Below are 19,627 nucleotides of genomic sequence, written 5' to 3' on the forward strand. Positions count from 1 at the left end.
TCCACTGGGGCACACCGTTTCGGAGTAGCCAGCTCGGAACGGCCGGCACTGCCGACGCTGTCTCCTACTCAGGTCACTGGCGGAAGTAGTGCCCCTTGTCGATGTCCTCCAGAAGGCCCGGCTGGGTCGGCTGCCAGTCGAACTGCTCGCGGGTGAGCGCGCTGGAGGCCGGCTGGTCGGCGGCCATCACCATGGTCAGCCAGCCGAAGTGGTCCTGCGCCTCCTCTACCGGGATGGAGACCACCGGCAGGTTCAGGTGGCGGCCGATGACCTCGGCGATGTCGCGCAGGGCCACGCCCTCATCGGCGACGGCGTGCAGCGTCGAGCCCGCCGGAGCCGACTCCAGCGCCACGCGGAACATGTGCGCGGAGTCGAGGCGGTGCACGGCCGGCCAGCGGTTGGTGCCGTCGCCGTAGTAGCCGGCCGTACCTTTGTCGCGGGCGGCCTGGATCCAGGTCGCGATGAAGCCGTGGTCGCCTTCGCCGTGATTGGTGCGCGGCAGCCGTACGACGGAGGAGCGGACGCCGCGGTCGGCGAGGCCGAGCACGTACTCGGCGGTGGCCATGCGGACCACCATGCCGGCGGCCTCGGGCGGTACGACGTCGAGGGGCGGCAGGTCGTGCCCGTCGCGCTCGGTCGCCACGCGGCCGGCCGCCACGGGCGTGCCGGAGGCGAGGACGAACGGCTTGCCGGTGTCGGCCAGCGGTGCCGCCATCGCCTCGACGGCGGTGCGGTCCGCTTCGGCGGCGGCCATGAAATCACCCTGCGCGAAGGCGACCTCGTGGTCGAACGCCAGGTGGATCACGCCGTCCGCCTCGGCGGCCGCCGCACGCAGCGTGTCGAGGTCTTCGAGCGAGCCGCGGACCACCTCGGCTCCGGCCTTGGCAAGGGCGTCGGCGGATGCTTCCGAACGAGCGAGCCCCACCACTTGGTGGCCCCCGTCGATGTGGCCCCCGTCGATCAGGGCGGGGACGACGGCGGAGCCGATCCAGCCGGATGCACCGGTAACGAAAACACGCATGGGAAAAGCCTCCTCATTCAGTCACTGTCAGTGCCGCCGGGCAGACGGCACCCATCGAGACGATGACAGTCACTGACATCAGGCTAGCAGTGATGTCAGGGGCTGACATCACGTACGATCCGAGCCATGGGTAGATGGGAGCCGAACGCGCGCGGACGCCTGGAGCAGGCGGCACTTGAGCTGTACAGCGAGCGCGGGTACGACACGACCACCGTGAGGGAGATCGCCGAACGCGCCGGCCTCACGGAGCGGACCTTCTTCCGGCACTTCGCCGACAAGCGCGAGGTGCTGTTCGGCGGGACTGCCCTGCAGGACGGTCTGGTCGCCGCCCTCGCCGAGGTCCCGGACGACGCGGCGCCGCTGGACGCGGTGGCCGTCACGCTGGAAGCGACCGCGGGGCAGTTCGATGAGCGCCGTGAGCTCGTCCGGCGGCGGCAGGCCGTCATCGCCGCCCACGCCGAACTCCAGGAGCGCGAGCTGATCAAGCTCGCCGCGATCGCTGCCGCGCTCACCGGGGCCCTGCGCGACCGCGGCACCGCGGAACCGGCCGCCGGCCTCGCGGCCGAGACGGGCGTGGCCGTCTTCAAGGTCGCGTACGAGCGCTGGCTCGCCGACCCGGACGAGCACAGCTTCGCCCAGCACCTCCGCGATGCGTTCGATGCGCTGAAGGCGCTGACCTAGGCGGTTTTGTTGACGCGATCGCCTCCGTCTGTGTCAGGCCTTGGCGTTGACGTTGGCCGACAGACGATTCGTCATGTCCTTGTAGGCCGGGCCCGCCTGGTCGTTGCTCTCGTCGTGCATGCGTAGCAGGTACGTGTACATCGCTGCCACGCACTTGTCCCTGCTGGTGTACTGGGCGTCGTCGGCGAGGCGGAGGTCCGGAGTGATCTCGTGGATCTTGCCGTCGGGCGTGGTGTACAGCGGGTGCCAGACCAACTCGACGTTCGGGTTGAGCTTCTGGAGCTTGCGCAGCTGCGGGATCTCCTGTTTGACCAGCACGCTCGAGGGGTCGTACGCGCGCATGAACACGTGCACCGGGCCGGTTGCGTGACTGACGTAGGCGACGGAAAGGGCGTTCCACAGCTTGCCCTGCAGCCTCCAGTCGGAGTGCAGCTCCAACTGGTCCACCACCGCTCCCAGCGGGCTGAACTCCAGCGGCGCGTGGCCCTTGGACTTGGCGTACTTGCTGGTGTCGAAGCCGCCGGACCACAGGGCCATGGAGCCCTGTCCGATCTTCAATTTGTGGCCGAGGAAGGCGACCAGCTCCTTGAACCAGGTGTTGGACGCGCGCAGCTTGCTGGCGGACTGCTTGCTGAGCGAAGGATCGGCGGACTGCTGGTTCAGGTCACTCTGCTCGCGCAGGCCGCCGAGGATGAGCTGCCAGGCCGTCTCCGTCTCGGCCTCGGCGCACCCGGCCGTCTGCATCAGGCTCTGGAACACCGGCCATTCCGGGTGCTGTTCGGCCTTGCCCGCGTAGTGCTCCGTCGGCGCGTTCGCCGAGGGTTTGCGCCGCTGGACGGGCGCGGCGGCGCCGGCGGAAAGAGCGCGCATGACGGCCGTGTTACCGGCGGTGCGCTGCAGCGCGGTGACCGCCGCGGGGGTCAGTCGGCCCTTTTCGGCCGGGGGCGAGGTCTGTGCGGGCGGCTCGGGCTTGCAGGACGGCGCGGTGCGCTGCGGCGTGGCGTGCGTGTGCGGTGCGCGGTCATGCATGTGTGCCTCTGCCCCTCGGTCGCGGAGAGGCACAGAGTAGTGCGGCGATTCGGCTGCGGGTAAGCGTCGTCGGGGCACGACTGTCTGCCCGCACGACGGCTGCGCGTGACCCCGCTCGCACACCCGCGCCTCACGGCCCCGTCCACGCCCCCCGATCCAGCCTGATCCAAGCGAAAGACCTCAGTTGGTGATCGTGATGGACCGGAACAGTTCGCGAGCGCGCTCGCAGAATTCTTCGATATCCGTGGTGTTCGGCTCGTCCCCGGCCGCCATCATCCGGGCCTGGAGCTGTTCGGCGCGGAGTCCGCCGTAGCGGGACCGCACCTCCGCGGTTACGGGCTGGACCGCGATGTGCAGGTGCTTGCGCGCGTCGTGGCCGTGCGACCACACGCAGACGTACGTCTGTTCAGGCCGGCACAGCGTTTCGACGACATGAGCGGTATCGCGCAGCAATGGGCCGAGCTCCGCCGCTGCCGTGTCGTCGAGTTCCGCGACGGCCACGACGTGCTCCCGCGGGCCGACGATCAGAGTGCCGAGGTTCATCGGGCCGACGACGTGGTTGACCACCCAGGCGGTGGTTTCGTGCAGTACTCCGCCGGGCAACTCCCGGCGTCCGGCGAGGAGATCGCAGCCAAGGCACCCCGTCACATCCATGCGTACCAGCCTATACAGGGCCCGCAGCCGGCCGGCGGGGCATCGCGCAGCGGGCGGGCAGCCTGCGGGGCGACGCTGGTCGTCCCGGCTGTTACGGGAGTTTACGGAAAGTCATCCGCTGGACCTTCCGGCGGGGCATAACGTGGATATGTCGACGTTGCCCGACGGGCAAGAAAGAAATTGGCCGCTGGAGGGAGGCGGTCGTGTCCCTCCTCGCACTCCCGTCATCACACGTCACACACCACACGCTCCCTGACTGATCGATGGATATCGCGATGGAAACGTTCGATTTCGACAGCGATGATTTGGAGCTCACCGAGGAGTTCCTCAGCACGGCCTACACCAGAATGCAGATCGGCGGTGACGCCGAACGGACCCGGGCGCAGGTTTCACGCGGTGTCGTGGGGCCGGTCAGCGTGGATCAGCTCGAGTTCGACTACGACATGAGTCACGACGCCAACGTCCTGGACAAGATCTGTCTGGGCAGCCTGCAGTCCGGCACCATCGTCCGCCAGTTCTTCCCCGACGGGGAGGAGGGCTCCTTCGGTCCCGGGGACGTGTTCGTGTACACGCCGGAGGGCCACAGGTATGCCGGTGTCATCCGGAGTGCCCGCTACAACCTCATCATGTTCGACCCTCATCTGCTGACCAGGGTGGCCGCCACGGTTCCCGGCCGGAGGCCCGAACCGGTACGGCTGACCGGCGACCGGCCGGTGTCGTCGGCCGCCGCCCGGCACCTGCAGCACACGATCGCCTACCTGCGCGACGGTGTCTGCAACGACCCGGTCGCGCGCGACCAGCCACTGATCGCCTCGACCGCCTCCCAGTGCCTGGCGGCCAGCGTGCTGAACACGTTCCCCCATACCGCGCTGACCGACCCCACCATCGATGACCGCAACGACGCGCACCCGGCCACCGTCCGCCGCGCCGTCGCGTTCATCGACGAGCACGCGCACACCGATATCAGCGTGGCCGACATCGCCGTAGCCGCCCACGTCAGCATCCGCACCGTGCAGTGCGCGTTCCGGCGTCACCTGGGCACCACCCCCATGGGCTACGTGCGCCGGGTCCGCCTCGCCCACGCCCACGCCGACCTGCTGGCGGCCGACCCGACGGGCGATGTCACGGTCACCGCCGTCGCCACACGGTGGGGCTTCTTCCAGACCGGCCGGTTCGCTGCCGCCTACCGCACCGCGTACGGCTGTCTGCCGCACGAGACTCTCCTGCGCCGCGGTGCGTGATCTTCGCCGGGAGTGACGGGTGCCCCCGATCCGAGGCTGAGGGGCCGCCGGTCACTCCCGGTGGGTGGGCCGCCGGGCTGCGTTTTCTGTACAACCGTCAGCGCCAGGCGCGTTTTCTGCATGGCATGTCCCTGCGCTGCGGGGCTTGACTTGGAGCGTGAAGCAGACGCCGGACGTGGCCGCTCCCGCCGGGGGCCGGTGCCGCCGGCGGACGGACATGGTCATGGCCCGCACCGCGCGCACTCGCCGCAACGCCTCTCAGCCCGCCATACCGTCAGCGAACGAGCCCGGGTGTGGGAGTCGAGCGCCACGGGCCATTCCGACGGCCGTGCTGGTTGATCGGGCGGGGCGAGGAACGTGGCAGTGAGCCCCCAAGAATCGAAGGACTTCCCGATGCCTACCACGGACCGTGAAACGTTGGTAGCTGAAGCCGTGCTCGACCTGGCCACCCGCACGTACGAGTGTGACGTACTGGACCTCCTGCACGACCTCACGGCGTACATGGTCAGCCTCCTGGGCGTACGTGCGGCAGGGGCGACGATCTCGAACGAGGCAGGAAAGGTGGACTACCTCACCGCCTCCGACGAGATGTGCAGGCAACTGGAGGAAGAGCAGCTCGAACTGGATGAGGGCCCTTGTGTGGACAGCACGCGCAGCGGCACCGTACTGGCCCCGGTCGCGTTGCACCCCGCAGGCCCCGTCGTACAACGCTGGCCACGTTTCGCCCCTCGTGCGCTGAGCCTCGGCATCACGAGCGCCGCCGCCGTACCGCTGCGCGCCGGCGAGCACACGGTCGGTGCGGTGAATCTGATGAGTACGGCCCCCTTTCCGCTGACGGAGCGGGACTTGCGTCTGGCACAGACGCTGGCCGATGCCTTTGGGGCCTGGTTGCGCCATCGGCAGGTGCTGCGCACCAAGGACGAGATCGTCAGGCAACTGCAGAGGGCGCTGGAGACCCGCATCGTGATCGAACAGGCCAAGGGTGTGCTGGCGTCGCGACTGGGGATCGGCGTGGACGAGGCCTTCGTGCGGCTGCGTTGCCACGCCCGCGCGCGACAGCAGAAACTCAGCGACCTCGCCAGTCGCATCGCACAGGGTGCCATGCCGTGCGGACTCGACGTGGCACCCTGACGCACGCCGGTGTTCCTCCAGGTACCTGCAGGGGGGGCGCCGTTCGCCGGGAGGCTCGGAGTCGGTGTACGGGGACGCTCAGTGCGACGGGATCGCGTCGCAGAGTTCGTCGCAGAGTTCTGCGACGAGGCGTCGTGCGTAGTTCTCGCCCGTCTCCGGGATCGAGAAGACCACCCGGAAGTAGAGGGGGGCCACCACGCGGTCCAGCACTCGGTCCAGTCCGGGGGTGTCCTCGCCCCGCCGGGCCGCGGCGTCCAAGGCGGCCTGGAACCGGGTGCTGACGCGCTGCAAGCACTCGCTCAGTCCGGCCCGGCGGTCATCCACGTCCGGCGCCACTTCGGCGCGGAAGAACGCCACGCCTCCTGGGCGGGACAGATCGGTGAGCGTCCACACCGCCGCCCGTTCCAGATCCGCTCGGAGGTCTCCGAGCAGCTCCGGGGTCGCCTCGTCCGCGCGCTGGGCAGCGACATCCGCCAAGAGGGCGGCGGTTGTCCCCCAACGGCGATAGACCGAACTGGGGTTGACGCCCGCGCGGCGCGCCACCGCGGGGAGGGTCACCTTGTCGGCGCCGATTTCCTGCACCAGGTCGACCGTCGCCCGGTGTACGGCAGCGCGTACACGGGCGCTCCGGCCTCCGGGGCGGCTGTCTTTGCTTTTGGCGGGCATCCTTCCATCTTAAAGCAAAGAATTGCGCTTTAAGGGTGACCCTCGCTAGCCTGCTTAAGGCAAAGACCTTTGCTTTAAAGCTTCGGCAAAGCTCCCGTGGAGGAAACATGTCCCAGTACGAGGCCGCCCACCAGCTCGGCGAGAGGTTCCACGCCTTCCTCACCGCCGGTGACTGGGACGGCATCCGGACGCTGCTCACCGATGACGCCACCTGGACGCTCCCCGGCGACAACACCATCTCCGGTACGGCCGACGGCGCTGACGCGGTGGTCGAGCGGGCGAAGAAGATCGCCTCCTACGGCCTCCGCTTCGAGTTGCTGCACATCCTGGTCAGCCGCGAGAACATGGCCTTGTCCCTGCACAACACCGCCCGCCGGGGTGACGTGCGGCTGGACGAGTACCTGTCCACGGTCTGCCGGCTGCGCGACGGGAAGGTCGCGGGTATCGAGACCTACCTGTCCGATGTCGCCGGTATGAACGCGTTCTTCGTCTGAGGCGCGCGCCCCGCTCTCCCCTCACGTGCCCTCGTCCGGGCGTACGGCAAGGAACTGGTCGACGCCCATGCGGCGTTCCTCGAAGGCGAGTCCTCCGCCTGCGAGGTACAGCCGCCAGACACGCGCGGTTTCCTCGCCGACGAGGGCGACGAACTCGGGCCAGTGCTCTTCCAGGGTGTCGTGCCAGGCCCGGACGGTGCGGACGTAGTGCTCGCGCAGCGATTCCACCGTACGTACTTCCAGGCCGGCGCCTTCCAGCAGGCCGATGGTCTCCCCCATGGGGCGCATGTGCATGTCCGGTGCGATGTACGTCTCGATGAACGCTCCCCCGCCCGGCGCCTGCCTGCCCCGCGACATCTGCTGGACCAGCACCCTGCCGCGCGGGCGCAGCGCCCGGTGCAGCAAGGCCGCGAAGGCGGGGTACTCGGCGTCGCCCACGTGCTCGCCCATTTCCACGGTCGCCACCGCGTCGTACGCCCCGCCCTCGATGTCGCGGTAGTCGCGGCACTGGACGTCGACCAGGTCCGCCAGACCCCGGTTCCTGGCCTGCTCGCGTACGTGGTCGGCCTGTTCCCGGGCGAGGGTGACCGCGGTGACCTCGACCGTGTACCGCTCGGCGGCGTACAGGGTGAGCGAGCCCCAGCCGCAGCCGATGTCCAGCAGCCGGTCGCCGGGGCCCAGTGCGAGCTTGCGGCAGATGAGGTCGAGCTTGTCGCGCTGGGCGTCGGCAGCGGTGTACGCCGGATCTTCGCTGGTCCAGACGGCGCAGGAGTAGGCCATGGTCTCGTCCAGCAGCAGGGCGTAGAAGTCGTTGGACAGGTCGTAGTGGTGGCTGATGGCCGCGCGGTCGCGGCGCTTGCTGTGGAGTTCGCCGCGCAGGCGCGCCCGGGACGCCGGGGCAGGCGGTGGCGGGCCGAGCGCGCCCAGGGCCAGTGCGGTGGCGGCGGCGCGTGCCCGGTCGGTGAGACCGAGGCGGGGCGCTCGCAGGCCCCGGTCACGGGCGGCCTGCCACATGGTCCGCAGTCCGTCGGTCAGGTCTCCCTCGATGTCGAGGTCGCCGGTGAGGTACGCCTCGGCCAGGCCGAGCTCGCCGGGCTGCCACAGCAGGCGGCGCAGCGCGCGCCGGCGTCGTACGACGACGACCGGGGCGTCCAGTGGGCCGGCCTCGCTGCCGTCCCAGGTACGCAACCGCAGCGGCAGGGGGCCTCCGAGGGCTTTCTCCACGAGCGGGAGCAGGCGCTGCGCGGCGCCCCGGGTGACTGACGGCATGGGGATGCTGCCTCCTCGATGTGCGGCGTTCGTCTACTCATTCGGAGCCACGGGCGTCGCGGATGGGTCATCAGCCCCGGCCGTCCTGACTGTCTCGGCCGTCCCGCCCCCGCCCCGATCCCCCGGTCGTCGGTTTTCGCGACCAATCCAGTCACGTCGCGGCTCCGAAGCAATGACGTGGGAGACATCTGCGTGTCCGGATGGCCGGACGGCCGGGCACGGCGGTGTGATGTGAGGCGGCACCGAGCGAAGGAGCGCAATGGGAGCGCCAGAGGTACGGGGAGGGCCGGGGTCCCGGCCGGCGGGGCACGACGCGGAGGCGTTGCTGGCCGCGGTCGCGCTCGGTGACCAGGAGGCGTTCGGGCTGCTGTACGACGTGGTGAGTGGGCCTGTGCTGGGTCTGGTGACGCGGGTGCTGCGGGATCCCGGGCAGTCCGAGGAGGTCACCCAGGAGGTGCTGGTGGAGGTCTGGCGCACCGCGGCCCGCTTCCGCCCGGACAAGGGCAGTGCGATGACGTGGGTGCTGACGATGGCACACCGGCGGGCGGTGGACCGGGTACGGGCGTCGCAGGCCAGGACCGAGCGGGAGAACAAGGCGGCGCTGCTGGAGCGGACGCCGGCCTACGACGAGGTGAGTGAGCAGGTGGAGGCGCGGCTGGAGGGCCAGCGGGTACGCCGTTGTCTGGGCGCGCTCACCGAGCGGCAGCGTGAATCGGTGACGCTGGCCTATTACCGCGGCCTGACCTACCGGGAGGTGGCGCAGCTGCTGGCGTTGCCGCTGGGGACGGTGAAGACTCGGCTGCGGGACGGGTTGATCCGGCTGCGCGACTGCCTGGGGGTGACGGCATGAACGACGCCGACCTGCACACGGCGACGGGCGCCTACGCGCTCAATGCGCTCCCGGACGACGAGCGTGTTCAGTTCGAGCGGCACCTGCGGGAGTGCGCGGCCTGCCGGCAGGAGGTCGCGGAGCTGACCGCCACGGCCGCGCGGCTGGGGCAGGCCGTGGCCGCGGTGCCGCCGGCGGAGCTGAAGGGCCGCGTACTGCAGCGCATCGCCACGGTGCGTCAGGAGCCGCCCGCGGTGGGCGGTGACCGCTTCTCCGGGCGGTCCTGGCGGCGCTCGCTGCCGCGGCTGGCGCTGGCCGCGTGTCTTGCCGCCGCCGCGGCGTTCGGTGGTATCGCCGTCTGGCAGCACCAGGAGGCCGAGGAGGCGCGCTCGGCGGCCCAGCAGCAGGCGGCGGAGCTGGCGGCAGTGCTGGCCGCGCCCGATGCCCGCGCGTCGACCGGCAAGCTGGGTGACGGCGGCACCGGTACGGTCGTGGTCTCCCAGACGCGGAACCGTGCGGCCTTCGTCGCCTCCGGCCTGGCCGACCTGCCCGGCGGCAAGGTGTATCAGCTGTGGTTCAACGACGGCGGGACGATGCGTTCGGCCGGTACGTTCAGCGCCGCGCGGGGTGCGGCCGCCACGTTGCTGGACGGGGACGTCGGCAAGGCCTCCGGCATGGGGGTGACGGTGGAGCCGGCCGGCGGCTCCCGGGAGCCCACGACCCGGCCGATCGCGCTGATGGACTTCCCCGCCCGGACCTGACGCGCGGACGCGCGAAGTGGCGGACGGAGGGACGCCGGCGCACTGCCGCCGGCGTCCCTCCGGCCGCCCGCCACTCCCCCGCCTGTGACTCCCCCGTCCGTCACTTCCGTGCGCGGGGTGGCAGGGGGAAGAATCCGCTGGTGCGGGCCGCGTACTCGGCGTAGCCCGGACGCTCCGCCATGTGCCGCTCCAGCAGGGCCTTGCCGCTGCCTCGGGTCAGCAGGAAGGTCATGACCACGGGTGAGAGGACGGTGGCGGCGGCCACCGCGAGGTCTCCGCAGGCGAAGAGGAACAGTCCCCACCAGACGCAGAAGTCCCCGAAGTAGTTGGGGTGCCGGGTCCACGCCCACAGGCCACGGTCCATGATCTTTCCCCGGTTGGCCGGGTCCGCGGTGAAGCGTGCGAGCTGGTGGTCGCCGACGGCTTCGAAGAACAGGCCGACCAGCCACAGGACCACCCCGGCCGCGATGAGCGCGTACGGCGCTCCGCGGACGTACTGTGCGGCCTGGACGGGCAGGGAGACCAGCCAGACGAGGGCGGCCTGCAACAGGTAGACCATGCGGAAGGCGTAGGCGTTGCGGTTGCCGGGCGCCTTGGCCAGCATCTTCTCGTACCGCGGGTCCTCGCCCTTGCCCCGGCCGCGCCGGGCGATGTGGCCGGCCAGCCGCAGCCCCCAGATCACCGTGAGCGCGGTGACCAGCAGCCGCGGGCCGGCGTCGCCCTCGCCGGCCGACATGCCGTACGTGGTCAGGGCCACCGCGGCGAACGCCAGGCCCCAGGCGATGTCCACGATCCGGTGCAGGCCCCGGCGCAGTGCCACGGCGAACGTGACGAGCAGGACCGCGAGTGCCGCGCCGGCCGCCACCGCCAGGTTGAGGGCGAAGGCGCTCCAGGGGAAGGCGTCCGGGGCGCCCGCGGCGTGCAGGAGGAAGGCGGGTGTGGTCGGGTCGCTCATCGGCGAAGCCCTTCGTGGGTCAGTCGGAGTTGGTGCACGTCGATGTAGCCGGCGCGGAAGCCGGCCTCGGAGTAGGCGAGGTAGAAGGTCCACATCCGGCGGAACACGGAGTCGAACCCCAGCTCGGCCACCTCGCCTTCCCGGGCCGTGAAGCGTTCGCGCCACAGCCGGAGGGTCTCGGCGTAGTGCGCTCCGTAGGGCGTGCAGTCCGTGACGCGCAGTCCGGCGGCTCGGGCGTGGTCCTCGATGGCCGTCAGGGAGGGCAGCATGCCGCCGGGGAAGATGTACTTCTGGATCCAGGTGTGGGTGTTGCGGGTCGCCCGCATCCGGTCGTGGGGCATGGTGATCGCCTGCAGGGCGATGCGGCCGCCGGGCCGCAGCCGCCCGGCGAGCGTGGCGAAGTACTGGGGCCAGTACTCCGCGCCGACCGCCTCGATCATCTCCACGCTGACGACGGCGTCGAACCGTCCACGTACATCGCGGTAGTCGCACAGCTCGACGGTGGCGCGTTCCTCGTGCCCGGCCGCGCGGATGCGCGCCAGCGCCAGGTCCCGCTGCTCGGCCGAGAGGGTGACCGAGTGGACGTGGCAGCCGCGCTCGGCGGCGCGGACGGCCAGCTCGCCCCAACCGGTGCCGATCTCCAGCAGCCGGGTGCCGGGTCCCGCGCCGGCCAGGTCCAGCAGCCGGTCGATCTTCTCGTGCTGTGCCTCGGCCAGCCCTTCCCAACGGGCGGGCAGGGCATCGAAGACGGCCGCGGAATAGGTGAGGGTGTCGTCCAGGAAGAGGGCGAAGAGGTCGTTGGAGAGGTCGTAGTGGTGGTGGATGTTGGCCCGTGCCCCCTCGGGAGTGTTGCGCCGGCCGGCCGGCTGCCGCAACGCCCAGAAGCGGCGCAGGCGTTGCAGTGGCGCGGGGACGAGGGTGGTGACGTGGTCGGCGAAGACGCGTACCACTCCCACCAGGTCCTCGGCTTCCCACTCCCCCGCCATGTAGGACTCCCCGAAGCCGGTCAGGCCGCGGGCGGCGGTGCGTCGGAAGAAGGCGTCGGGGGCCCGTACGGTGAACACCGGTCCGCCGAGGCCGAGTTGTTCGTGGGCGCCCAGGTGCACGGTGAGCGGCAGTCGGGCCAAGGCATGGCGTACGAGGCGCTCGCCCACGTCTCTGCGGGCGGTGGAGCAGGGCGGCAGCGCGGCGACATCGGGCCATCGCCGGGGGTCGACGGCCGCGGCGGTGGGGAGGGCGGAGAGGGTCACTGCATACCTTCCTGGAGGTCGTGCGGAGGGCAGGGCTGAACGGGCAGGCCACGTCGCCACAGCCGGATGCCGTGGAAGCGGATGCCGAGGGAGACGGCGGCGGTGGACCAGGGGTGACGGGCGGCGGCGCGGAGCAGGTCGGCGGTGCCGGCGGGGCGGCGGACGCCGCGTACGGTGGCGGTCAGCAGGTGGGAGCCCTCGATTTCGAGCCGCACGCTGAGGTCGAGCCGCTCGCCGGGGACGGGCAGCCGCATCCGGTATGCGCCGTCGACGCCGAAGAACGGCGACACGTAGAACTCCTTGTCCGTCCGGCTGCCCTGCTCGGCCGTCCGTGGTTCGAGCAGGTAGCAGTGGCGCTGGCCGTAGGTGTTGTGCACCTCGGCCACCACGCACCGCAGAGCGCCGTCCGGGGTGTGGCACCAGTACACGGACAATGGGTTGAAGACATGGCCGAACACCCGGGCGTGCGCCAGCATCAGCACCGGGCCGCCGCGGAGTTCCACACCGCGCGCGGCAAGGAACGCCTCGAGCCCGTCCCGGATCGTGTACCGGGCGTCCTTGGCGTCCTTGGCGTCCTTGCGGCTGCCGCCCGCGAAGTGGTCACGGGCCTCGAAGCGGGCCAGCGGACGCAGAATCCGGGGCAACCGGGGCAGGGCATCGAGGTCCACCAGCCACAGGTAGGTGCGCTGCCGGAAGGCATAGCGCCGCGGCCGGGTGCGGACGTGCGTGATGAGGCTGGGATACAGCGCCGGGGTGCGGGCAGCGACGCCGCTCGGCCGGCCGGCGGTGCGCGCCGCAGATGCAGTACTCACCACTCCACCCCCAGGGCCCGGGCAGCCGCGACGCCGGAGCGGCAGCCGTCCTCGTGGAATCCCCAGCCGTGGTACGCGCCCGCATACGCGGTGACCGGGCCGCTCAAACCGGGCAGCCGGCGCTGGGCGGCGACGGACTCGGGCGTGTAAACGGGGTGCTCGTAGGTCATACGGGCCAGCACCCGGTCCTGTGCGACACGCTCGCCGCCGTTGAGCGTGACGACGTACCGCTCGGGCGCGTCCAGCCGCTGGAGCCGGTTCATGTCGTAGCTGACCAGCACCTGATCGGCACCGGCCCGGCACGAGGGCATCAGGTAGTTCCACGAGGAGGCGGTCGACGCGCGGCGTGGCAGGAGAGAGGTGTCGGTGTGCAGCAGCGTGGCGTTGCGCGAGTAGCGGAAGGCTCCCAGTACCGCCTGCTCGTCGTCGGTGGGGTCCGCGAGCAGGCGCAGTGCCTGGTCGGGGTGGACGGCGATCACCACGGAGTCGTAGCGAGCGGTGGTGCCGTCCTCGGTGGTGATCCGCACGCCGTCGCCGGTCCGGCTGACGGCCCGCACCGGTGCGGAGGTGTGGACCGTGTCGAGTTGCTTGGCGACGCGCTCGACGTACGCACGGGAACCGCCCGTCACCGTGCGCCAGGTGGGCGAGCCGCCGGTGGAGAGCATGCCGTGGTGCGCCAGGAACCGGAAGAGGTAACGCGCCGGGTAGCGCAGGGCCGTCGTGGCATCGCACGACCACACGGCCGAGACCAGCGGCGTGAGGAAGTGCGAGATGAAGTAGGGCGAGAAGCGGCCCTCGGCGACGAAGGCGGCCAGCGTCCGGTCGTGCTGGACATCGTCGTCGAGCAGCCGGCGGGCTCGTGCGTGGAAGCGCGGCACCTCGGCCAGCAGCCGCAGGTAGCGTCCGCTCACCGCGTTGCGAGGGCGGCCGAAGAGCCCGCGCGGGCCGCGGGCGCCGGCGTATTCCAGGCCGCAGCCCGCGCACCGCACCGACATGCTCATCTCGGATTCCTGGGTCGCCACCCCCAGCTCGTCGAAGAGTCTCAGCAGGTGGGGGTAGGTGCGCGCGTTGTGCACGATGAATCCCGAGTCCACCTGGTGCACCCGGCCGTCGGACGAGGCCAGGTCGTGGGTGTGGGCGTGGCCGCCCAGCCGGTCCGCCGCCTCGTACAGCGTCACCTCATGGGCGTCGCGGAGCACGTAGGCGGCTGTCAGGCCTGCTATTCCGCTGCCCACCACCGCGGTGCGCACCATCGGCATCCGTCTCCTCCAAGGCCACGGCGGCACCGGATGCACCGCCTGTTCACCCGGGATTCGGAGCGGACGGCCGGACGGATTGGTCGCCTCGTCGCAGCAGTGCGGCCGGGCGGGCGCCCCGCGCAAGGGCGTCCGCCCGGCACCGGCCGGTGCATCACTGCGTCGGCGGTCGAGGACTCATTTCGTCGACGGCCGAGGCCCGCACTTCTTCGACAGCACAGGCCCTCACTTCGTCGGCATCAGCACGTTGTCGACGATGTAGACGGTGGCGTTCGCAGTGGGCACGTTGCCGCAGACCACGTTCGAGACGTCGTTGACCTTGTACGACGTGCCGGAACCGGAGGTGGTGAGCTTGCTCTTCTCCAGCGTCGGGTAGCTGCCGTTCTCCAGCTGCTGCGGAGTGAGCTTCTGGCCGACGACGTGGTACGTCAGGATCTTGGTCAGCATCTCCTTGTCGTTCATGACCTTGTTCAGCTGGTCCTTGGGCAGCTTGTCGAACGCGTCGTTGGTCGGCGCGAAGACGGTGATGTTCTCGGCGTTGTTCAGGGTGTCGACCAGACCGGCCTTCTTCACCGCGGAGACCAGGGTGGACAGTGCGGGGTTGTTCGACGCGGCGGTGGCCACCGGGTCCTGGGCCATGCCGTCGAAGCTGCCCTTGCCCTCCTTGGGGACGGTGGAACAGGCCGGACCGAAGGGTCCTGCCATCGGATCCATGGACTTGCTCGTGGATCCCTTGGGCGCGGAGGAGGAGCCGGAGTCCGACGCCTTCTCTTTGCCGCCGTCGTCGCTGGAGCAGGCGGCCAGTGCGACGGGGAGGACCGCTGCCGCGGTGACGGCGAGGACGGTACGGCGCATACGCAGAGTGTTCATGATGCTCTTCTCCTGAAGGGAAGTGGTGGGTGGTACGGAGGTGTACGTGGACTGGCCTCAAGGGCCGCCCTCAGGGGCTGTTCGGGTCAGGTCACGGTGACCACCACCGAGTGGTGACCGGACGCCCCGTCAGGAATGGGGCGGGCCCGTGCGGTGGTCTGGGTGGCGCCGGTGCGGTCGGTGGCGCGAACGTGGAGCGTGTGGGTGCCGGGCTTGGCCGGCCACTGCCACATCCACTGCCGCCAGGTGTCGACCGGGCCTTGCGCGGCGAGCTGTGCCTCCTGCCAGCCGCCGCCGTCCACCCGTACTTCGACCCGTTCGATGCCCTTGTGCTGTGCCCAGGCCACGCCGGCGACCACGACGGTTCCAGCCTTCAGCGAGGCGAACGGCCTGGGCGTGTCGATCCGCGACGCGGTCTTGATCGGCGCCTTGCGCGCCCACTTCCGCTCGACCCAGTACGTGTCGTACGCCGCGAAGGTGGTCAGCTCCAGCTCCTGGAGCCACTTGCACGCCGAGACGTAGCCGTACAGGCCGGGCACCAACATGCGCACGGGGAAGCCGTGCTCGAAGGGCAGGGGCTCGCCATTCATGCCCACGGCGAGCATCGCGTCGCGGCCGTCCATGACCGTCTCCACCGGCGTGCCCAGGGTCATGCCGTCCACCGACCGGGCCACCAGTTGGTCGGCGCGCCCGCCTTGGGAGGGCGGCCGTACGCCTGCTTCCCGCAACACCTCGGCCAGCGGTACGCCGAGCCAGCGGGCCGAGCCGACGTACGGGCCGCCGACCTCGTTGGAGACGCAGGTCATGGTGATGTCCCGCTCGATCAGCCGGCGCCGCGACAGGTCGTCGAAGTCCAGCGTGAGGGGGTTACGCACCCCCTGGCCGTGGATGCGCAGCCGCCACTTTCCGGCGTCCAGGCGCGGCACCGTCAGGGCAGTGTCGACGCGGTAGAAGTCCCGGGTGGGTGTGCGGTACGGCGTCAGGCCGGGGAGCTTCAGGTCCACCCCGCGCGGCAGGCGCGGCGCCGGAGAGCCGGGGGCCGGCAGCCTGATCGCCGCACGGCTCGCCTCGGCATCGACGGCCGCCGAGGCATTGAGCCGCCACCCCCACAGCCCGGCACCGGTCGAGAAGGCGGTGACGGCACCGGCCGCGACCAGGAAGTCTCTGCGTCCCGGCGCCGTGGCCTCAGGTGCTTCCCCGGCAGCACTCCCGCCCTGCGCCTCCCCCTCCGCCGACAGCCGCCCGAGGAGCACGTACAGCACTGCTGCTCCTGCCACGGCTCCCGCCAGCGACGGCACCGCGTCGACGACACCCGCCGCGTCCGGCCGCCCTGTCGCGGCGGCGCCCCCGACGATGCCGAAGATCAGCACACCGGCCGATGCCCGCCGCCGGTACCGCAGGCCCAGCAGCCCCAGAGCGGCGGCGAGGACGGCGAGTACGCCGAGGATGCCCAGCTGCAGCACCAGCTTGTCGTTGGTCCCGAACTGGCGGATCGCCCAGTCCTTCACCGCGGCCGGGGTTTGGTCGATGACCGCGCCGCCGACCGCCGTGACCGGGCTCGCTGCCGGCCGTACGGCGACGGACACCAGTTCCGCCACGGCCAGCGCCGCGTAACCGGCGACCAGCCCGCCCAGCGCAGCGAGGATCCGGCGCTCGCGCACTCCGTTTCGCTCGTTCACACCCCTTGTTCGGAGCGGCACCGGCGCCGGATTGGTCCTCCGTCACCCCGAATCGGCCAGGGGCCGGCGAGGCGACGACCGGGGTGTCAGGAGGGGCGCGCCGCCTCCAGCGGACGGGCGTAGGTGACGGACTCGCGTTCCACCACGAACCCCGACTCCTCGTAGAAGCCCAGCGCGCCCGAGGGGTTGGCGGTGTCCACGGTCAGCGACACCGAGTCGTACCCGGCGTCGCGCGCCGCGCGGAGCACTTCCCTCAGCAGGGCCGGTGCCGCACCGCGGCCGCGGTAGGCCCGCCGGGTTCCCAGGTAGCCGACGTGGCAGTCCCGGCTGCCCGTTACGGCCGTCTCCGCCGTGCTCTCCTCCGCCAGGAGGTACGCCGCCACCTCCGCGCCCGCCACCAGCAGCCGCGACATCGCGGGCCGGAATGCCTTGGCTCCGGTGACCCAGGTGCGCCAGTCGGTCGCGTCGAACGGGGTGAAGTTCCAGTGGTCGCGGAACGCGTCGTTGTGCGCGAGCCGGGTGGCCTCCGCGTACGCGGCGTCGTACGGCACGAGGCGGGTGCCCTCGGGGGCCGGGCGGGGCTCGGGGCGGCCGCTGCCGGCCAGCGGCTGCTTCATGTCGAACCACCAGCGGGTCGGCGTGTACCCGCGCCGCGCGGCGAGCTTCTTCAGGTCCTCCTGCCCGGCCATCCCTTCGAGCAGCAGCTCACCCTTCATGGCCGACAGCTCCGCGTCCGCCGCGTGCCGGGCCTGGGCGCGGGCCTCCAGCCAGGCGACGAGCCGGTTGCCGATGCCGCGGTGCCGCCAGTCGGGATGGACCGCAGCGTCCCCGTGGAAGCGCGCCACGTCCACCGCTCCGTGCGGTGTGTGCAGCACGGCGTACGCGGCCAGGTGCGGGCCGTCCCACAGCCCCAGGCTGTCCTCTTCCGGCTCCAGCTTGGGGTCGGACAGCACCTCCAGCAGTTCCTCGGCATCGGCGTGCTCGCCGGTCGCGTCGACGCGCTCGACTGCCTGCTGAAGCTCCAGCCAGGCCGGGACACAGTCCTTGCTCAGAGGCCGGGCCTCCAGGCTCTCCGCGGGAACCTGACCTCCCATGTCGACCGCTCCTTTCACCTGGTCGCGCCTGTCCTGGGACCTCACTCTTACAAGATCCCCGGGACGGCGCGACCGGGTAAACGCCCGCCGGCTCCGGCGTCGCTTCGCCGGGCCCCGGAGCGACGCCGGGTCTCTCAGCGCTCGCCGCGCAGCCAGACCGTGGTGTCCGGGGGCAGCAGGCCGTCGGTCAGCTCTCCGCTGGTGAGGAGGGTTTCGCCGGCGGGCAGGGGTACGGGCCGGCCGGAGAGGTTGGCGAGGCACTGCCAGCCCGTGGAGCGGGCGAAGTGGACGAGGTCGGCGGTGCCGTCTCCGGCCGGGCCGTCCGCCGCCGTCTCGTCCGGGGCCGAGAGCCATTCGAGCGACTCGTCGCCCTGCAGCTCGCGCCGGAGCCGCAGGGCCGCGCGGTACAGCTCCAGTGTGGAGCCCTCGACGCCGTCCTGGGCGGCCGCCGACAGCTCACCGAAGACGGGCGGCTGCGGCAGCCAGGCCCCGCCGGACCCGAATCCGTACGAAGTGCCCTCCGGGGTCCACGGCAGCGGCACCCGGCAGCCGTCCCGGCCCTTGCGGGTGTGCCCGGTGTTCTCCCACACCGGGTCCTGCAGCGCCTCGGCGGGCAGGTCGGCGACCTCCGGCAGGCCCAGTTCCTCGCCCTGGTAGACGTAGGAGGAGCCCGGCAGCGCCAGCATCAGCAGGGTCGCGGCGCGGGCCCGGCGCAGCCCCAGCTCCGGGTCGGGGGCCGGGTCCTTGCCGCCGCTCAGCAGCCAGGCGTCGGTGTCGGTGCCGAGGGGCAGTGCGTACCGGGAGGCGTGCCGTACGACGTCGTGGTTGGAGAGCACCCAGGTCGCCGAGGCGCCCGCGGCGGCGGCCGTGGCCAGCGACTCGGTGATGACCTTGCGGAGCGTACGGGCCGTCCACTCCGCCTGGAGGTACTCGAAGTTGAAGGCCTGCCCCAGCTCGTCGGGGCGGGTGTAGAGGACGCGCCGGGAGTTCTTCACCCAGGCCTCGGCGACCGCCATCCGCGGCGGGGTGTAGGAGTCCAGGACGAGCCGCCAGTCCCGGTAGATCTCGTGCACCTCGTCCCGGTCCCAGTGCGGGTGGGTGCCGTCCGGCAGCAGGTCGTGGTCGCCCTTGAACTGGTTCTCGCCCATGTCCCGCAGCGGCTCGGCGAGGTCCTTGGCCAGCCCGTGTGCCACGTCGATGCGGAAGCCGTCCACCCCGCGGTCGGACCAGAAGCGCAGTGTGCGCCGGAAGTCCTCGCGCACCTCTTCGTTGCTCCAGTCCAGGTCCGGCTGCTCGGGTGCGAAGAGGTGCAGGTACCACTGCCCGTCCGGCACCCGCTGCCAGGCGCTGCCGCCGAACCGCGAGACCCAGTCCGAGGGCGGCAGCTCACCGTGCTCGCCGCGCCCTTCGCGGAAGACGTACCGGGCGCGGGTCGCCGAACCGGGCGGCGACGCCAGCGCCTCCTGGAACCACACGTGCTGGTCCGAGGTGTGGTTCGGCACCAGGTCCACCAGTACTTTCAGGCCCAGCCGGTGCGCCTCGGTGACCATCGCGTCGAAGTCGGCGAGGGTGCCAAGCCGCGGGTCCACGTCGCGGAAGTCGGCCACGTCGTATCCGCCGTCGGCCAGTTCGGACGGGTAGAAGGGGCTCAGCCACAGCGCGTCCACGCCGAGGGTCGCGAGGTGCGGCAGCCGGCCGGTGAGGCCGGGCAGGTCGCCGATGCCGTCACCGTCGCTGTCGGCGAAGCTGCGCGGATAGACCTGGTAGATGACGGCCTGCCGCCACCAGTCGGGGTCCTGCGAGGAGGAGTCGAGGGAGGACGGGGCGTTGGTGGTCACGGGTGCTCCTTCGCGGTGCGGATCGGATGCCTCGACGGGCGGGAGGCCTGGTGCGAATCGGAGGACTGCTGCGGATCGGGCGAGAAGAGTGGCGTGC

19 protein-coding genes are annotated in these 19,627 nt (G+C 71.2%); 6 read left to right on the forward strand and 13 right to left on the reverse strand.

Features of this window, described 5'->3' with window-relative positions:
* Nucleotides 1-73 precede the first annotated feature (73 nt).
* Complete coding sequence (locus tag ABZ840_RS00335; protein WP_361550838.1) at nucleotides 74-1,021, reverse strand: SDR family oxidoreductase; 948 nt, start codon at nucleotides 1,019-1,021, stop codon at nucleotides 74-76.
* Nucleotides 1,022-1,147: 126 nt separating this feature from the next.
* On the opposite strand from ABZ840_RS00335, the gene ABZ840_RS00340 reads away from it, so the two are divergent.
* Nucleotides 1,148-1,702 carry a TetR family transcriptional regulator gene (locus ABZ840_RS00340; RefSeq protein WP_361550841.1) on the forward strand — a complete coding sequence of 185 codons (555 nt, stop codon included), beginning with the start codon at nucleotides 1,148-1,150 and terminating at the stop codon, nucleotides 1,700-1,702.
* A 33-nt stretch (nucleotides 1,703-1,735) separates the two neighbouring features.
* Here the strand turns inward: ABZ840_RS00340 and ABZ840_RS00345 are convergent, their stop codons facing one another.
* The gene (locus tag ABZ840_RS00345) at nucleotides 1,736-2,731 is read right to left on the reverse strand and encodes a hypothetical protein (protein ID WP_361550844.1); all 996 of its coding nucleotides are present in this window, start codon (nucleotides 2,729-2,731) and stop codon (nucleotides 1,736-1,738) included.
* A 180-nt stretch (nucleotides 2,732-2,911) separates the two neighbouring features.
* Entirely contained in the window at nucleotides 2,912-3,385 is a 474-nt protein-coding gene (locus ABZ840_RS00350) for a hypothetical protein (protein ID WP_361550847.1), read from the reverse strand.
* Nucleotides 3,386-3,660: 275 nt separating this feature from the next.
* On the opposite strand from ABZ840_RS00350, the gene ABZ840_RS00355 reads away from it, so the two are divergent.
* Together ABZ840_RS00355 and ABZ840_RS00360 are read left to right on the forward strand one after the other, a co-directional pair.
* Nucleotides 3,661-4,626, forward strand: coding sequence for a helix-turn-helix transcriptional regulator (locus tag ABZ840_RS00355; protein ID WP_361550850.1), 966 nt, complete (start codon nucleotides 3,661-3,663; stop codon nucleotides 4,624-4,626).
* A 393-nt stretch (nucleotides 4,627-5,019) separates the two neighbouring features.
* A complete protein-coding gene (locus tag ABZ840_RS00360; RefSeq protein ID WP_361550853.1) occupies nucleotides 5,020-5,757 on the forward strand; it encodes a GAF and ANTAR domain-containing protein in 738 nt (245 codons plus the stop codon).
* A 78-nt stretch (nucleotides 5,758-5,835) separates the two neighbouring features.
* On the opposite strand, the gene ABZ840_RS00365 is transcribed toward ABZ840_RS00360, so the two are convergent.
* A complete protein-coding gene (locus tag ABZ840_RS00365; RefSeq protein WP_361550855.1) occupies nucleotides 5,836-6,423 on the reverse strand; it encodes a TetR/AcrR family transcriptional regulator in 588 nt (195 codons plus the stop codon).
* A gap of 107 nt (nucleotides 6,424-6,530) precedes the next feature.
* Here ABZ840_RS00365 and ABZ840_RS00370 point away from each other — a divergent pair, with 107 nt between their 5' ends.
* Nucleotides 6,531-6,917, forward strand: coding sequence for a nuclear transport factor 2 family protein (locus tag ABZ840_RS00370; protein WP_361550858.1), 387 nt, complete (start codon nucleotides 6,531-6,533; stop codon nucleotides 6,915-6,917).
* 21 nt (nucleotides 6,918-6,938) lie between these two features.
* Here the strand turns inward: ABZ840_RS00370 and ABZ840_RS00375 are convergent, their stop codons facing one another.
* On the reverse strand, nucleotides 6,939-8,186 hold the full coding sequence (locus tag ABZ840_RS00375) for a cyclopropane-fatty-acyl-phospholipid synthase family protein (RefSeq protein ID WP_361550861.1): 1,248 nt from the start codon (nucleotides 8,184-8,186) through the stop codon (nucleotides 6,939-6,941).
* Nucleotides 8,187-8,445: 259 nt separating this feature from the next.
* Between ABZ840_RS00375 and ABZ840_RS00380 the strand changes: the two genes are divergently transcribed.
* Nucleotides 8,446-9,036, forward strand: a complete 591-nt coding sequence (locus ABZ840_RS00380) for a sigma-70 family RNA polymerase sigma factor (RefSeq protein WP_361550864.1) — start codon at nucleotides 8,446-8,448, stop codon at nucleotides 9,034-9,036.
* The gene (locus ABZ840_RS00385; RefSeq protein ID WP_361550867.1) at nucleotides 9,033-9,776 is read left to right on the forward strand and encodes an anti-sigma factor; all 744 of its coding nucleotides are present in this window, start codon (nucleotides 9,033-9,035) and stop codon (nucleotides 9,774-9,776) included. The genes ABZ840_RS00380 and ABZ840_RS00385 overlap by 4 nt, the downstream gene beginning before the upstream one ends.
* 100 nt (nucleotides 9,777-9,876) lie before the next feature.
* Here ABZ840_RS00385 and ABZ840_RS00390 read toward each other — a convergent pair whose 3' ends face one another.
* The 8 genes from ABZ840_RS00390 to ABZ840_RS00425 all read right to left on the reverse strand — a co-directional run bounded on the left by ABZ840_RS00390 (nucleotide 9,877) and on the right by ABZ840_RS00425 (nucleotide 19,530).
* Complete coding sequence (locus tag ABZ840_RS00390; protein ID WP_361550870.1) at nucleotides 9,877-10,731, reverse strand: DUF1295 domain-containing protein; 855 nt, start codon at nucleotides 10,729-10,731, stop codon at nucleotides 9,877-9,879.
* Nucleotides 10,728-11,981 (reverse strand): cyclopropane-fatty-acyl-phospholipid synthase family protein, encoded by a 1,254-nt coding sequence (locus tag ABZ840_RS00395; protein WP_361550873.1) that lies wholly within the window; start codon nucleotides 11,979-11,981, stop codon nucleotides 10,728-10,730. The genes ABZ840_RS00390 and ABZ840_RS00395 overlap by 4 nt, the downstream gene beginning before the upstream one ends.
* Complete coding sequence (locus ABZ840_RS00400) at nucleotides 11,978-12,727, reverse strand: DUF1365 domain-containing protein (RefSeq protein WP_361552272.1); 750 nt, start codon at nucleotides 12,725-12,727, stop codon at nucleotides 11,978-11,980. Before ABZ840_RS00400 ends, ABZ840_RS00395 begins: the two co-directional genes overlap by 4 nt.
* Before the next feature lie 62 nt (nucleotides 12,728-12,789).
* Nucleotides 12,790-14,046 carry an FAD-dependent oxidoreductase gene (locus tag ABZ840_RS00405; protein WP_361550876.1) on the reverse strand — a complete coding sequence of 419 codons (1,257 nt, stop codon included), beginning with the start codon at nucleotides 14,044-14,046 and terminating at the stop codon, nucleotides 12,790-12,792.
* Nucleotides 14,047-14,274: 228 nt separating this feature from the next.
* Entirely contained in the window at nucleotides 14,275-14,919 is a 645-nt protein-coding gene (locus ABZ840_RS00410) for a fasciclin domain-containing protein (RefSeq protein WP_361550879.1), read from the reverse strand.
* A gap of 86 nt (nucleotides 14,920-15,005) precedes the next feature.
* Nucleotides 15,006-16,598 (reverse strand): molybdopterin-dependent oxidoreductase, encoded by a 1,593-nt coding sequence (locus ABZ840_RS00415; protein WP_361550882.1) that lies wholly within the window; start codon nucleotides 16,596-16,598, stop codon nucleotides 15,006-15,008.
* An 86-nt stretch (nucleotides 16,599-16,684) separates the two neighbouring features.
* Nucleotides 16,685-17,692 (reverse strand): GNAT family N-acetyltransferase, encoded by a 1,008-nt coding sequence (locus tag ABZ840_RS00420; protein WP_361550885.1) that lies wholly within the window; start codon nucleotides 17,690-17,692, stop codon nucleotides 16,685-16,687.
* Nucleotides 17,693-17,826: 134 nt separating this feature from the next.
* Nucleotides 17,827-19,530: a glycoside hydrolase family 13 protein gene (locus ABZ840_RS00425; protein WP_361550888.1), complete on the reverse strand. Its 1,704-nt coding sequence runs from the start codon at nucleotides 19,528-19,530 to the stop codon at nucleotides 17,827-17,829.
* Nucleotides 19,531-19,627: the final 97 nt, after the last annotated feature.

The organism is Streptomyces sp. NPDC047117 (assembly GCF_040643545.1).
Taxonomy (GTDB): Bacteria; Actinomycetota; Actinomycetes; order Streptomycetales; family Streptomycetaceae; genus Streptomyces.